Annotated in this window: 16 protein-coding genes; 5 read left to right on the top strand and 11 right to left on the bottom strand. The window is 53.6% G+C overall.

Annotated elements, in window-relative coordinates; genetic code table 11:
- Positions 1–57 precede the first annotated feature (57 nt).
- A complete protein-coding gene (locus tag D9980_RS08500) occupies positions 58–495 on the top strand; it encodes a universal stress protein (protein ID WP_121607014.1) in 438 nt (145 codons plus the stop codon).
- Between the two features lie 203 nt (positions 496–698).
- Here the strand turns inward: D9980_RS08500 and D9980_RS08505 are convergent, their stop codons facing one another.
- The 4 genes from D9980_RS08505 to D9980_RS08520 all read right to left on the bottom strand — a co-directional run bounded on the left by D9980_RS08505 (position 699) and on the right by D9980_RS08520 (position 3,493).
- On the bottom strand, positions 699–1,145 hold the full coding sequence (locus tag D9980_RS08505) for a YcgN family cysteine cluster protein (protein ID WP_021181179.1): 447 nt from the start codon (positions 1,143–1,145) through the stop codon (positions 699–701).
- Between the two features lie 212 nt (positions 1,146–1,357).
- Positions 1,358–2,014: a fumarylacetoacetate hydrolase family protein gene (locus tag D9980_RS08510; protein ID WP_024486626.1), complete on the bottom strand. Its 657-nt coding sequence runs from the start codon at positions 2,012–2,014 to the stop codon at positions 1,358–1,360.
- Positions 2,015–2,104: 90 nt separating this feature from the next.
- Complete coding sequence (locus tag D9980_RS08515; RefSeq protein ID WP_370454302.1) at positions 2,105–3,115, bottom strand: lytic transglycosylase domain-containing protein; 1,011 nt, start codon at positions 3,113–3,115, stop codon at positions 2,105–2,107.
- 105 nt (positions 3,116–3,220) lie between these two features.
- Positions 3,221–3,493, bottom strand: a complete 273-nt coding sequence (locus tag D9980_RS08520; RefSeq protein WP_021181176.1) for a YcgL domain-containing protein — start codon at positions 3,491–3,493, stop codon at positions 3,221–3,223.
- A 135-nt stretch (positions 3,494–3,628) separates the two neighbouring features.
- Between D9980_RS08520 and minC the strand changes: the two genes are divergently transcribed.
- The 3 genes from minC to minE are packed head-to-tail and all read left to right on the top strand — an operon-like array spanning position 3,629 to position 5,432.
- A complete protein-coding gene (gene minC / locus D9980_RS08525) occupies positions 3,629–4,321 on the top strand; it encodes a septum site-determining protein MinC (RefSeq protein ID WP_121607016.1) in 693 nt (230 codons plus the stop codon).
- A gap of 25 nt (positions 4,322–4,346) precedes the next feature.
- A complete protein-coding gene (gene minD / locus D9980_RS08530) occupies positions 4,347–5,159 on the top strand; it encodes a septum site-determining protein MinD (RefSeq protein ID WP_024486629.1) in 813 nt (270 codons plus the stop codon).
- 3 nt (positions 5,160–5,162) lie between these two features.
- A complete protein-coding gene (gene minE, locus D9980_RS08535; RefSeq protein ID WP_021181173.1) occupies positions 5,163–5,432 on the top strand; it encodes a cell division topological specificity factor MinE in 270 nt (89 codons plus the stop codon).
- Between the two features lie 234 nt (positions 5,433–5,666).
- On the opposite strand, the gene rnd is transcribed toward minE, so the two are convergent.
- From rnd to D9980_RS08560, 5 genes are all read right to left on the bottom strand, one after another.
- Positions 5,667–6,788 (bottom strand): ribonuclease D, encoded by a 1,122-nt coding sequence (gene rnd, locus D9980_RS08540; protein WP_121607017.1) that lies wholly within the window; start codon positions 6,786–6,788, stop codon positions 5,667–5,669.
- Positions 6,789–6,877: 89 nt separating this feature from the next.
- On the bottom strand, positions 6,878–8,566 hold the full coding sequence (gene fadD / locus D9980_RS08545; protein WP_121607018.1) for a long-chain-fatty-acid--CoA ligase FadD: 1,689 nt from the start codon (positions 8,564–8,566) through the stop codon (positions 6,878–6,880).
- A 230-nt stretch (positions 8,567–8,796) separates the two neighbouring features.
- On the bottom strand, positions 8,797–9,387 hold the full coding sequence (locus D9980_RS08550; protein ID WP_121608982.1) for a Slp family lipoprotein: 591 nt from the start codon (positions 9,385–9,387) through the stop codon (positions 8,797–8,799).
- A gap of 105 nt (positions 9,388–9,492) precedes the next feature.
- Entirely contained in the window at positions 9,493–10,194 is a 702-nt protein-coding gene (tsaB, locus tag D9980_RS08555; protein WP_024487104.1) for a tRNA (adenosine(37)-N6)-threonylcarbamoyltransferase complex dimerization subunit type 1 TsaB, read from the bottom strand.
- Positions 10,195–10,266: 72 nt separating this feature from the next.
- The gene (locus tag D9980_RS08560; protein ID WP_121607019.1) at positions 10,267–12,168 is read right to left on the bottom strand and encodes an ATP-dependent DNA helicase; all 1,902 of its coding nucleotides are present in this window, start codon (positions 12,166–12,168) and stop codon (positions 10,267–10,269) included.
- A 133-nt stretch (positions 12,169–12,301) separates the two neighbouring features.
- Between D9980_RS08560 and D9980_RS08565 the strand changes: the two genes are divergently transcribed.
- Positions 12,302–12,646: a RidA family protein gene (locus D9980_RS08565; RefSeq protein ID WP_021181167.1), complete on the top strand. Its 345-nt coding sequence runs from the start codon at positions 12,302–12,304 to the stop codon at positions 12,644–12,646.
- 63 nt (positions 12,647–12,709) lie between these two features.
- Here the strand turns inward: D9980_RS08565 and mdtI are convergent, their stop codons facing one another.
- Positions 12,710–13,039 (bottom strand): multidrug/spermidine efflux SMR transporter subunit MdtI, encoded by a 330-nt coding sequence (mdtI, locus tag D9980_RS08570; RefSeq protein ID WP_021181166.1) that lies wholly within the window; start codon positions 13,037–13,039, stop codon positions 12,710–12,712.
- The gene (gene mdtJ / locus D9980_RS08575) at positions 13,026–13,394 is read right to left on the bottom strand and encodes a multidrug/spermidine efflux SMR transporter subunit MdtJ (RefSeq protein ID WP_021181165.1); all 369 of its coding nucleotides are present in this window, start codon (positions 13,392–13,394) and stop codon (positions 13,026–13,028) included. Before mdtJ ends, mdtI begins: the two co-directional genes overlap by 14 nt.
- Positions 13,395–13,902: the final 508 nt, after the last annotated feature.

Genomic DNA, 13,902 nt, shown 5'->3' on the forward strand with positions numbered 1-13,902 from the left:
ATTTGGTATATTAATCACGCAGTAGTATGCACATCACCTACTCATTATGGAGGTTGTATGTACAAGACTATCTTAGCGCCCATTGATTTGGCTGAAATCGAGTTAACACAGAAAGTCATTCCCACTATTCATTCACTGGCAAACATCGATTACCCGCATATCCATTTCCTCGCCGTACTCTCCCCTATGCTCTCTTATTATGAATATGGGTTATCGCACCCCGAGCGGTTGCTGCCCAGCGATGATGAACGGATACAGATTGCACTGGCGGAGTTAAAGAAAGCCGTTACGGCGTTTGATATTCCGGAAGGCCGAGTGCACTGTTCAGTAGAGATCGGCGCGCCACGGGATCGGATTTTGAATTTTGCTGATGAGATCAACGCCGATCTGATCGTTGTCGGTTCGCGCAGACCCAGTATCACTACTTACTTGCTTGGCACAACGGCATCATCGGTCGTCAGGTATGCCAAAATCTCGGTTTTGGTGGTGCGATAAGGCTACTGCACAGGCTGCCTTTGATACCGCGACACCTTAAGCTTGAGACAGGTGGGAGTCATTGCAGGTTAGCCGACCGTTGAGCGCAGGGATGCGCGATACGAGCCCCCATGGACGGGTTCACGGCGTGTCGGCGTTCTGCATGACTCCCACCTGTAACACTATTCGATACAGCTACTTAGTTTATTTCCACATACCATCACTCACCTAGCCCAGCTAGGCTTGTTGAGGATATGGTCCTGCCAATCCACGACTTCGCTTTCACGCACCGCGATATGACGTACGGTAATACGCTCACCGTGCATTGCCGCTTTTGATCCGCTGACCAACGGGTGCCAGTCAAACAAGGGTTTACCCTCGCCGATCAGGCGATAGGCGCAGGTTGGCGGCAGCCAGTCGAACGTGGTGAGGTTTTCGCGCGTCAGCTTGATGCAGTCTTCTTCCAGCTCAAAGCGGCGCTCGTAGTTGCGGCACTGGCAGGATTTGATATTGAGCTGATCGCAGGCCACGTTGGTGAAGTAAATCTCATCGGTATCTTCATCGATCAGCTTGTTCAGACAGCATTGCCCACATCCGTCGCACAGCGATTCCCACTCTGCCTCAGACATTTCGTCCAGCGTCTTCTGTTGCCAAAAAGGGAGTTGTGACATATCGACTTCCGAAAATAGGTAAATGAACAAACCACCTGCAAGCAGGTTCAAGGGGGCACACTATATAGACACTCAGCGCAAAAGGAAACGTTTCCCCGGCTGCCCCTGCCTGCCGCAACGGCATCCAACGTGGATAATAACAGTGTAAGGTAGCAAAGAGGTTTCTGCCTGCAACACCCAGAAGGCCCGACAGGCAGAAAAATAAAGCGGGATTAAATCACTCGGGTGCTCAGGGTCTTACCGTTAAGCGAGATTTTCAGCATATCGCCGGAAACCATTGGCCCGACCCCTTGAGGAGTACCGGTCAGAATGATGTCGCCCGCACGCAGCGTAAAGAAACGGCTCATATAGGCAATCAGCGGCAAAATGGGGTTGATCATATCGCGGGTATTGCCCTGCTGGCGCAGTTCGTCATTGATCGACAAAGACAGCTCGGCATTTTGCGGATCGCCAAACTCAGCCACCGGAATAAAGCCGGAGATCGGGCAAGAGCCATCAAATGCCTTGGCTTTTTCCCAAGGTTGACCCGCCTTCTTGAACCCGGCCTGCAGATCGCGCAAGGTCAAATCCAGTGCCACCCCATAGCCCGCAATGGCACGGGCCACACGATCTTCATTGGCCTGCTTTAACGGGGTACCAATCAGCACCGCCAACTCGACTTCATGATGAATCGACCCCAGCCCCTTGGGGATCGCTACCGGTTGACGAATATCACACAATGCTGTTTCAGGTTTGATAAACAACACCGGCTCAGGCGGGGTGACACTCCCCATCTCCTTGATGTGATCGCTGTAGTTGCTGCCTACGCAAACCACTTTGCTTACCGGGAAATCAAGCAACGCTCCTTGCCAGTCTCTATGTTGATACATACCGCCTCTCCCAACCACAGTGTAGGGGCCAGATAACCTCAGCCCATGATACGTACAGGGTGCCATTCCAGGCACCTGGTAGTTACCGACCTATTGACCGATACCGTCGGCCATCATTCCCACGCTGATCGCGAAATAATACGAACGATTCCAGTGCATGAGAGTACGGAAGTTATCATAAACCAAGAATGCGCGTCCTTGCATATCATCTGGAGCGATCACCCAACTACGCAAACCAGAGGCCGGTAAGGGTGAACCATCCGCTAACACCACTCCTTTTGCCGCCCACCGTTCCTCGCGATGCCCCTGGGCGTCTTTCAGCCCCAGTTGGTCAACATTAAATTGCGCGGGCAGTTTGACTTCACGGCCCCAGCCAACCCCAGCCTGCCAACCCTCGGTAGCCAAATAGTTGGCCGTGGAGGCAAACACATCGTCGAGATTGTTCCAGATATCGATTTTACCGTCGCCATCTCCATCTGCGGCATAGGTCAAAAACGAGGTTGGCATAAACTGGCTCTGCCCCATCGCCCCCGCCCAGGACCCTTTCAGGTTGCCTGCATCAACGTGACCCTGCTCAATAATCTGTAAGGCCGCCATCAGCTGTTTGGTAAAGAACGCTTCGCGCCGGCCTTCAAACGCCAGCGTCGCCAACGCAGAAACAACATCTTCCTTACCCTGTATCTTGCCAAAGGCACTTTCCATACCCCATAGCGCGACAATGTATTGTTCCGGAACGCCATAACGCGCCGTCACTCGCGCCAGCTGTGGCTGATATTGCTGAAGCATCTCGCGGCCCCGCTGGATCTTCCACGCGGGCAACACACGGCTGAGGTAATCATCCAGCGTGATCTTCTTTTCCAACTGATTGCGATCGGCATTAATCACCCGATCGACAAAATGCGCGTTGGCAAAGGCAGCCTCAACGGTAGCCGCAGGTATACCCTGCTTGATGGCCCGGCGCTTCAATTGTTCCACATAAGCCGGGAACTCCGCCGGATCACGCCCGGTTTCTGCCAGCGTGCTCCCGGTTGGCTGCGTAGCTGGCGCGGGAGCTGCCCCCACCTGTTTAACGCAGCCAGCCAAAAGGAGCAGCGTTAGCATTATCGACATCTTCTTCATGATTTTCCCTACCTGTGACGACCTGCCGCCAGATGCAGATGATGCTTAAAAGCTGGCGTTAACACAGGGTTGAAAATCGACGCCCGGTTATTTTTTGGCGTCAGACAAATGAAGGTTTAATAGGTTTTCCACCGGCGGTGGGAACTGCAGATAAAACCCTTCCTGCTTTAGGGCTTCTTTCACCTTCTCGATATCCGCTGAGGCCAATTTCTTACGCCCGTCGAGCGACAGCATCATGGCATACTGCGGAGTGCCAAAACTTTTCATCAGATCTTCCGGCACCCGAGAGAAATCGTCTTTTTTTTCGACATAAAGATAAGTCTGATCGCGCTTGGCACTTCTATAGATGACACAAAACATTTTTAAAACTCTATTTAATTGAGGCAGCGTCTTGCCTGGATATAACTCTGACTATAACATGCTTATAGTACTTCGGAATATCGCACCCCGAGTGGTATTCCGGGGATTTAAGTTGCTGAGACTGAGTCAGGATAGATGTCACAATCGCCAATTGAGCTAAAAGGCAGCAGTTTTACCCTATCGGTGGTTCATTTACATAATTGCGACCCCGAGGTAATACGCCAGGCACTGCAAGAAAAGGTGGAACAAGCGCCCGCTTTTCTCAAAAATGCCCCTGTTGTTATTAATGTTGCTACGCTGAACGGCGACGCAGACTGGAAAGAAATTCAACGGGCTGTCACTGCGGCTGGGCTGCGCGTGGTCGGCATCAGCGGTTGCAAAGATGAGCGGCAGAAACGGTCCATCGCCCGCGCCGGTTTGCCACTGCTCAATGAAGGTAAAGGCCAGAAGGCGGCCCCGCCGGCTCCGGTGATCGCTCCAGTACCTGATAATGCCCCAGCCAAAACGCGCATCATCAGTACTCCTGTCCGTTCAGGTCAACAGATTTACGCCCGTAACAGCGATTTGATCGTCACCAGCAGCGTCAGTGCCGGTGCCGAACTGATTGCCGACGGCAATATTCATATTTACGGTAGCATGCGTGGCCGCGCACTGGCTGGCGCCTCTGGCGATACCCAGTGTCAGATTTTTTGCACGCACCTGGGTGCTGAGCTAGTCTCTATCGCAGGGCAGTACTGGTTGAGCGATCAGATCCCGTCCGAGTACCTCGGGCAGGCAGCAAGGCTCAGCCTGTTGGATAATGCTTTAACCATACAACCTTTAAATTAAGCCCTTTTGACAAGGAATCCATTTCATGGCACGCATTATTGTTGTTACATCGGGTAAAGGGGGCGTTGGCAAGACCACATCAAGTGCGGCCATTGCGACCGGCTTGGCCCAGAAAGGCAAGAAAACCGTGGTGATCGACTTTGATATCGGTCTGCGTAATCTTGACCTCATCATGGGGTGTGAGCGCCGGGTCGTTTACGATTTCGTGAACGTTATCCAAGGTGACGCCACGCTGAACCAAGCGTTAATCAAAGACAAGCGCACCGACAACCTCTACATTCTGCCCGCTTCGCAAACCCGTGACAAAGACGCACTGACCCGTGAAGGCGTGGAAAAAATCCTCGGCGATCTTGACGAGATGGCCTTCGAATTTGTGGTTTGCGACTCACCCGCAGGGATCGAATCTGGTGCTTTGATGGCGCTGTATTTTGCCGATGAAGCCATCATCACCACCAACCCGGAAGTGTCTTCAGTACGTGACTCCGACCGTATCCTGGGCATTCTGGCTTCCAAATCGCGCCGTGCCGAGAGAGGGGAATCCCCGATCAAGGAACATCTGCTGCTAACCCGTTACAACCCGGGCCGCGTCAGTCGTGGCGACATGTTAAGCATGGAAGACGTGCTGGAAATCCTGCGTATCCCGCTACTTGGCGTGATCCCGGAAGATCAGTCGGTATTACGTGCCTCTAACCAGGGTGAACCTGTTATTCTTGATAGTGAGTCCGATGCCGGCAAGGCCTATGACGATACCGTTCACCGCCTGTTAGGGGAAGAACGCCCGTTCCGCTTCATCGAAGAAGAGAAAAAGGGCTTCCTGAAACGCCTTTTTGGGGGATAAACCATGGCTCTGTTAGACTTCTTTCTGTCCCGCAAAAAATCAACAGCCAGTGTAGCCAAGGAACGGCTACAGATTATCGTCGCAGAACGTCGTCGTGGGGACAGCGAACCCCACTATCTGCCTGATTTAAAGCGCGATATTCTAGCGGTAATTTGTAAATACATTCAGATCGACCCCGAAATGCTGCACGTGCAATTCGAGCAGAAAGGGGACGATATTTCGGTACTTGAACTTAACGTGACGCTACCGGAATCGGAAGAAACGCCTAAATGATTGCGATGCAATGAGTGCCCCCTGTATATTTTTATACAGGGGGCAACTGTATATTCGTCCAGTTATAAACGCGCGCGCAAAAATTAAAACTCCGCGCTATTGAGACTACTCTCAGTTCTTTTTGACACCACTTTCTTTATGGTGAAAGCTGGCGATTAATATTTTCTTCGCCTTATTTTTAGCGAGATAAAACGGAACAGTTTGATTTAAACTGCCCCGCCCGATCTTTAACGATTAATAATCCTGTAGGATCGCCTGCAACGGCGCGGCCAATAGCTCACCACGCCAACCACTGATTAACTCAGGCTGTGACTCGCTCTCTTTCAATTTCCAGTGCCAATTCAGCAACTGGTTAATCTGCCGCCGCGAAGCCAGCAGTTCGACGCTAAGGCCACTCTGTTCACTCACCAACGTTATAGCAGCCTTAATCTCCTTGAACACTTTCTTATAGCCAGGATGATCGACCAGGTTACTCAACGGTGCCGGCAAGGCTGATTCTTCGAGAGCGTTAGCCTCCGCCACCAGCGCCACCAGGGTTTTACCATGATAGCGGATCTCCGGACCACTCAGCCCCAGCGCCTCCAGTTCACCCAGCGAACCCGGCATATAGCGCGCCACGGCCCATAGGTTCTCTTCACGCACGACAAAGTTCACCGCCAGATCGCGTTCACGCGCCTGACGTAAACGCCACTCGGCCAGTTTTTGCAGGCAAGCCAACTGACGCGGACGTAACTGCCAGGCATTGGTGATTTCGCGATAGGCCAATTCCGGCGCCAGCGCCTCACTGCGCCGTTGGCAGAGCAAGCGGCACTCGTTATCGGCTGCAGCGGTCCAACCCGCTTCCTCGGTCTCCTGCACCAGTTGCTTGGCCATCGGCAACAGGTAGAACACATCAGCTGCGGCATAAACGCATTGGCGCTCGGTCAATGGCCGCGCCAGCCAGTCGGTACGCGATTCACTCTTATCGAGATCGACCTGCATATACTCCGTCACCAGCTTGGCAAAGCCACAGGACAGCGTATGGCCGCTGAAGGCCGCCAGGATTTGAGTGTCGACCATCGGTGTCGGCAGCGTCTTGAAGGCATTCAGAAACACCTCCAGATCTTCGCTACCGGCGTGCAGGAATTTCACTACGGCGGCATCGGCCAGCAGGTCGATAAAGGGTTGCCACTGCTTGATGGGGAGCGGATCGATCAGGGAAAGTTGTTCACCATCATATAACTGGATCAGGCCTAACTGCGGATAATAGGTACGCGTGCGGACGAACTCGGTATCCAGCGCCACCTGGGCGTAGTTTCTTGCCTGCTCGCAGACCTGCTGCAATCCGGCGTCGGTAGTGATCAACTGATAATTCAAAACATCATTCTCTTGGTCATTTTTAGGATTCAAACACAACAACGCCGGCTTATTCACCGGCGCTGTTGAAAAGGGGAGCAACGATTGGCCTAGGCGGCATCGTCGGCCTTGGGCTTTTTCTGTTCGTCACGCAGTTCCCGCCGTAAGATTTTGCCGACGTTCGACTTCGGCAACTCGTCACGGAACTCAACAATTTTTGGCACTTTATACCCTGTCAGGTGCCGACGGCAATGGGTTAGCAACTCTTCTTTGGTGAGTGTCTGATCTTTCTTCACCACACAAATCTTCACCGCTTCACCCGAAGCATCGCTGGGTACCCCGATGGCCGCACATTCCAGCACTTTCGGATGCTGGCTAACGATCTCTTCGATCTCGTTCGGATAGACGTTAAAACCAGAAACCAGGATCATATCTTTCTTACGGTCAACGATGCGGATAAAGCCCTCTTCATCAACGGTAACCACATCCCCAGTCGCCAGCCAGCCATCGCGCAACACTTCGTCCGTCGCTTCAGGGCGTTGCCAATAGCCTAACATAACTTGCGGCCCTTTAACCCAAAGTTCACCGGGTTGACCGACCGGCACATCTTTGCCTTCATCATCCACCAGACGGATATCGGTAGATGGCACCGGCAGGCCAATGCTGCCGCTGTAGTGTTTCAAATCATGCGGGTTGCCAGAGACCAGCGGAGAGCACTCCGTCAGCCCATAGCCTTCCAGCAAATGATGGCCGGTCAGCTTTTCCCACTTTTCCGCCACCGATTTCTGCACCGACATCCCTCCGCCAACGGAAAGCCGCAGCGTGGAGAAGTCCAGCTTCTGGAAATCTTCATTGTTCAATAACGCATTAAACAGGGTATTTACCCCGGTCATGGCGCTGAACGGGTATTTTGCCAGCTCCTTCACCAGGCCCGGGATATCACGCGGGTTGGTGATCAGCAGACTACGGCCGCCTAACTCGATAAACAGTAGGCAGTTCACCGTCAACGCAAAGATGTGATACAGCGGCAAGGCGGTGACTACCAACTCCTGCCCTTCACGCAGTAACGGCACATAAGCCGCTTTGGCCTGTACCAGATTGGCCTGCATGTTGCGGTGGGTCAGCATCGCCCCTTTCGCCACGCCGGTTGTACCGCCGGTATACTGCAGGAATGCCAGATCGGTATTGATAATATCTGGCTTCACGTATTGCAGGCGGCGGCCACGCTGCAACGCGCTGCGAAACGAGATGGCGTCCGGCAGGTCGTACTTGGGCACCAGTCGCTTGATGTACTTCACCACAAAGTTGACCAACGTGCCTTTGGCGGCGGAGAGCTGGTCGCCCATGCGGGTCAGGATAACGTGTTTAACCTGGGTTTTGAACACCACCTTTTCCAAGGTGTGGGCAAAATTGGAAACGATGACAATCGCGCTGGCACCGCTGTCGTTCAGTTGATGTTCCAACTCACGAGGGGTATACAGCGGGTTGACGTTAACCACCACCATCCCCGCCCGTAAAATACCGAACAGGGCGATCGGGTATTGCAACAGGTTGGGCATCATCAGCGCCACACGGTCGCCTTTTTTCAGCCCCAACTCGTTTTGCAGGTAGGCGGCAAACGCTCGGCTGCGCTCTTCCAGCTTGCGGAAGGTCATCACCTCACCCATGTTGATAAAGGCGGGTTGATCCGCGTAACGGGCAACCGCATTCTCAAACATTTCGATCAGGGATGAGTATTGATCGGCATCGATTTCTGCCGGAACATCCGCCGGGTAACGTTTTAACCAGACCTTTTCCAAGCTATTACTCCTGAAATCATTACTAATTATCATCGCAGCCCCCAAAATTGCAGCCAAACTTTAACAATATTTTAACTCAGCGTACCAGTTTGGGTTTTAAACAATATTCAGGTTGCGATGTGCGTCACTAATTGCCGACGCAACCGCACAACAAAAAAAGTTAAGGCGGCCATTAAGCCGCCCTAAAGTATAAAAACTATCCTACTTGCCGAAGCCTCAGATCTGCGTCCTTACTCCGTAACGAAAGTTTGCACCTGCGCCGGACCTGGATTATACCAGCCATAACCCCCGCCCCAACCTGGGCCCCATGGGCCATTATGCCAGCCCCACGGCCCCATTGGCTGTGGTGGCATCACAATCTGCTGAGCGATGCGCCAACGCTTGAAACCGGTCGCATCCATGGTGACAAAGCGGTAAGGCGTCATGCCAATCTTACCGTCCCGTAGGCCGGTGATCGGCCCAACTACGGTGACCAGTTGCCCTCTGAAGTCGACCGGGTCGAGGAAGCCGTTAACCGAAGCCAGCAAACGGCCTTGCGAAGGTTCCCCCAATATCGGGCGAGCGCCAGAATCCAGCGGCACCGCCGCAATCTCCAGAATGGTACGCCCACGTTCATTAGCCACCGCAACCACGGTACCGCCGAAGCGTGCCTCCGCGCCGGTAAACTGTTTCGGCGCGTTTTGCACCGCCGACAGTCGATCGACCGGCGTGGGGCTGGTGCCTTGGATGGCATCAGGAATGGTCACACAGCCAGAGAGTGCCAATACGCTGCTTGCGATTGCCAGCGTTAACAGCTTTTTACTCACAGTACGGGTTAAGATCATCGCAATCTCCTGAATTAGCTGTAACTTCGACAACGTTCATCAGTGCAAGTTGCAGGCGGAGCTGTTTTCTATCGGCGGCAACTTTAGATTAACTATAGGAAACTATTCGCGTCCCGGTAGCTTCTTCCATGTCACTTCGTTACGCAAATAGGTCGGCTCGGCATTTTCCACGCTAACCGCCAAGCCTTGCTGCCAGGCCTGTAGTGCCAGAGGCAGCATATCCTCAGCCTGTGGCAACAGCATTTGCCCGTCGGTAACGTTCAGCGAGGAACCGGCAACCAAATCTGGATAGGTTTGCCAACCGGTCCCCACATGGGCCCAATCACCTTGCAAGTGTTGCGCACGCTCCAGAGCCTGCTGTGGAGACAGCACCGCTTCCCCTGCACTTTCCAGCCACTGGCCATCAAGCTGGCGTTCAAACTGGCCCCAATAGACCTCGCCCATACGGGCATCGATCGCCGCCAACACTCGCTGCGCGCCGGTCATGCGCCAGGCACCTTGCGCCATGGTTTGCAGCGTGGAGATCCCAAGCATCGGCAGTTCGGCGCCGAGCGCCAGCCCTTGGGCAATACCAATGCCTATACGCACGCCGGTAAAGCTCCCAGGGCCACGGCCAAAGGCCAAGGCATCGAGCTGTGAAAGGGATAATCCGGATTCGGCCAGCACCTGCTGCACCAGCGGCAAAATGCGCTGGGTATGCTCACGTGGGCACAGTTCAAACAGGGCGTGAACTTCGCCTTGATTCCAGATAGCGACAGAACATGCTTCCGTCGCCGTATCGATCGCTAAAATTCGCGTGGACATGCCAAACCTCAGGCGGGAAATATCAGTGGTTTCATACAGGGCGCGCATTGTAGCACACCCCCGAAGTCGCGCCTATTCACCCTTGAGGAAGGCGATTGCCTGTGCCAAATCACGCGTTCGCGGCGTTGGCGGCAAGCTGTTGAGAAACACCTCACCATAAGGGCGCATCACCAGGCGGTTATCACAAATCACCAGCACGCCCCGATCGTCGGTATCGCGGATCAGACGGCCAACCCCCTGCTTGAGCGTAATCACTGCATCGGGCAGTTGCACATCATTGAACGGGTCACCGCCGCGTAAACGGCAATCTTCAATGCGCGCCTTCAGCAACGGATCGTCCGGCGAGGTAAACGGCAGCTTATCGATAATCACGCAAGAGAGCGCATCACCGCGCACGTCAACCCCTTCCCAGAAGCTGCTGGTTGCCACCAGTAACGCATTGCCCGCTTCGACAAACTGCGCCAACAGTTGACCCTTGCTGGTTTCCCCTTGCAACAGCACCGGCAGCGTCAAGGTGGCGCGGAACTCCTCGGCCAGCTCACGCATCATCTGATGCGAGGTGCAGAGGAAGAAACAGCGGCCCTGGTTGGCCTCAATCATTGGCCGCAGCATTCGGGCCAGTTGTCGTGCCCCACCGGGTTGATTCGGCGAGGGCAGGAAACGTGGCACGCAGAGCAGCGCCTGATTGGCATAGTCAAACGGGCTGGGTAGCAGTAGAGTTTTGGCCTTATTCAGCCCCAAGCGATCGGTAAAGTGACCCATTTGCTCATTCACCGACAGCGTTGCTGAGGTGAAAATCCAGCTACCCGGTTTTTCATCCAGCATCTCGCGGAAGCGGTCTGATACCGTCAATGGCGTTAGCGCCAACACAAAACTGCGTGAGTTGCATTCATACCAATAGCTGAAACCGGGTTCGTTGACCTCTTTGAGCCGTTTCAGGCGAGCGCGGAACTGCGTAGCACGTTCAAAGGCAGCATCCAGCAACGCCGAACGGCCCAGGGAAAGCTTGACCACGTCGTAACACAGCTCCAACGCATCATCGAGCAGCAGCAAGGCGCGCTGGACGTTAGGTTGAGTGAGCACCTCACGAAGGTTACCGCGAAAACCCGGTTCCCCCAGCGCTAAACGGAAATCCTGCGTGCTCTGGCTGAGGCGATCGGCGCTCTTTTGCAGTTGTGCGCTGTCGCGTACCTCGGTACGGTAAGCAATGGTGATATCTTTGGCCAGATCCATCAGTTGGCGGCTGGTCAGTTGCTTGCCGAAGTATTGGCTGGCGATATCCGGAATTTGATGCGCTTCGTCGAAGATCATCACGTCCGCCTCCGGGATCAGTTCGGCAAAACCGCCCTCCTTGACCACCATATCCGCCAGAAACAGATGATGGTTAACCACCACTACGTCGGCATCCATTGCCCGGCGCCGTGCCTTGACCACGAAGCACTCTTTATACAGCGGGCAATCACTGCCCAGACAGTTATCGTTGGTGCTGGTCACCAGCGGCCAGACAAAGCTGTCTTCCGCCACATCGCTGCAGGAGCTGATATCCCCTTCTTCCGTCAGGGTTGACCAACTGCGCAGCCGCACCAGATCGATCAGCGTCTGGCCAGCCAGTTCGCCACCAGCCATGGATTGCTGCTCCAGGCGTTCCAGGCACAGATAGTTGGAACGCCCCTTCAGCAGCGCCAGCTTGCCTTTGTATTTTAATGCCTTGGCCACGGTGGGCAGATCGCGAGCGTAAAGCTGATCCTGCAAGGCCTTGGAGCCGGTGGAAATAATCACCTTGCGCTTTGAACGCAGCGCCGGTGCCAGATAGGCGTAGGTTTTACCGGTGCCGGTTCCTGCCTCGACGACCAGTTCCTGTTTGAAATTGATGGCTTCCGTTACCGCCTCTGCCATCAATCTTTGCGGTTCACGGGGTTTGAACCCTTTAATTGCCTGCGCCAATGCGCCTTCTGGTGCGAAATCGTCTGCCACGCTATCTCTCTGCCGGTATCATTCAGCGGTGATTATGCCAAGCCTGCCACGCCGCTACCACCGACTTTATCCGCACACACATCCGTTCCCGGCTGTGATACGCTTATGACGTTGATGATAAGGAGATAATTGCATGAATATCGAACGAATTGATCCGGCACAGCGCTGGTCAGAAGCGGTGATCCACAATGACACCGTTTATTACACCAGCGTCCCGGAAAATCTGGACGATGACGCTACAGCGCAAACCGCCAACACCTTGGCCGCTATCGATGTGCTGTTGGAGAGAGTGGGTTCGGACAAGAGCCGGATTTTAGACGCCACCATTTTCCTGGCCAACGGCGATGATTTTGCCGCCATGAATGCCGCCTGGGATGCCTGGGTTGTTGCAGGCAGCGCGCCGGTACGTTGTACCGTAGAAGCACGTCTGATGAATCCTAAATACAAAGTTGAAATCAAGATCATCGCGGCGCTGTAAAACAAAAAACCGCAGGTCATACCCTTAATCCAAGAGTAGAGACCTGCGGTTTTTATTTGGCCGTTAAGCCAGTTTGATGATGACCATACCCGTCAATAACAGGGCCAGCCCCATCCAGCCTTTGGCATTGAGCCGTTGACCGAACAGGATCCAACCGGCAGCGATAGTGGCAGCAATACCGAAACCGCCCCACAACGCATAAGCGACTGAAAGATCGATCCCCTTCACCGCCTGCGCCAGCGCGCTGAACGCCCCTAATACCGACACCAGAGACAACAGCCCCAGCCAAACTCGGCTAAAACCGTTCGACATCTTCAGAAAGATGTTGGCCACAATCTCCAGTACGATGGCCAAGGCCAGAAACCCGATGTGGTACAACTCAAGCTGTTGCATGGTTGTTACCTCGCGGGCTGACCTGTTTTCGTGGCTTGCGGGTGCCGGATTTCACCAGCAGGATCCCGGCAATCAACGCTACCAAGCCCAGCACTTTCAGCGCAGAGATTGGCTCATCAAACAGCATCACGCTGAACAGGGTAATAAACAGGATGCCGATCCCTTCCCATAGGGCGTAAGCAACGCCCAAGGCCACGCGTTTTACCGCTAATGACAGCATGATGTAAGACAGGGTGATCATCACGTACATGACGATGTGTCCGGTCATACCGCCGCTGACGCTAGCGTATTTCATGGACAGGGTGCCGATAATTTCGGCGGTAATGGCAAAGCCTAAAAAGATCCAATAAATCATAATTTTTCTCCCAAACGGCGAATCACGCACGCTAAGGCGTATTTATCCCAATCTATCTCATCAAACAGGCGCACGGCGGCGCTTGAGATATAGAAATCTCTGGGGATAAACCTACCCAAACGTATTAAAGAAGTTTTCCCGGCAACGCCAAACGACGGGAAGTGAACCCAGTCATCAGCACCGGTTAAGGGAGAAAGACGCTATAGCTCGCTGCACCAGTGATGCTCACTGGCAAGAATGGCAGAAAGGAAAAGTTGGCAACAAGATGTTCTGAGAGGCGTTCCATTAAGTTTCATCATAATTATTCTCTATCTTCAGCCGCACACCGTGCGATTTGCCCAATATCCTCATGAATGTAAAATTTTCAACTGCATTAGTTTTACCATAGCGAAAATCAGAAAGCAAACCGCTGTTTTCACAATTAGCGAAAAAAAATGAGTTATAAATAAGAGCCTTAATGTTTTTAAAAATTAAAAAAAGGCTCGGATTTACACCTGAGCCTTGTGAG

This window comes from Serratia sp. 3ACOL1 (assembly GCF_003668775.1).
GTDB classification, from domain to species: domain Bacteria; phylum Pseudomonadota; class Gammaproteobacteria; order Enterobacterales; family Enterobacteriaceae; genus Chania; species Chania fonticola.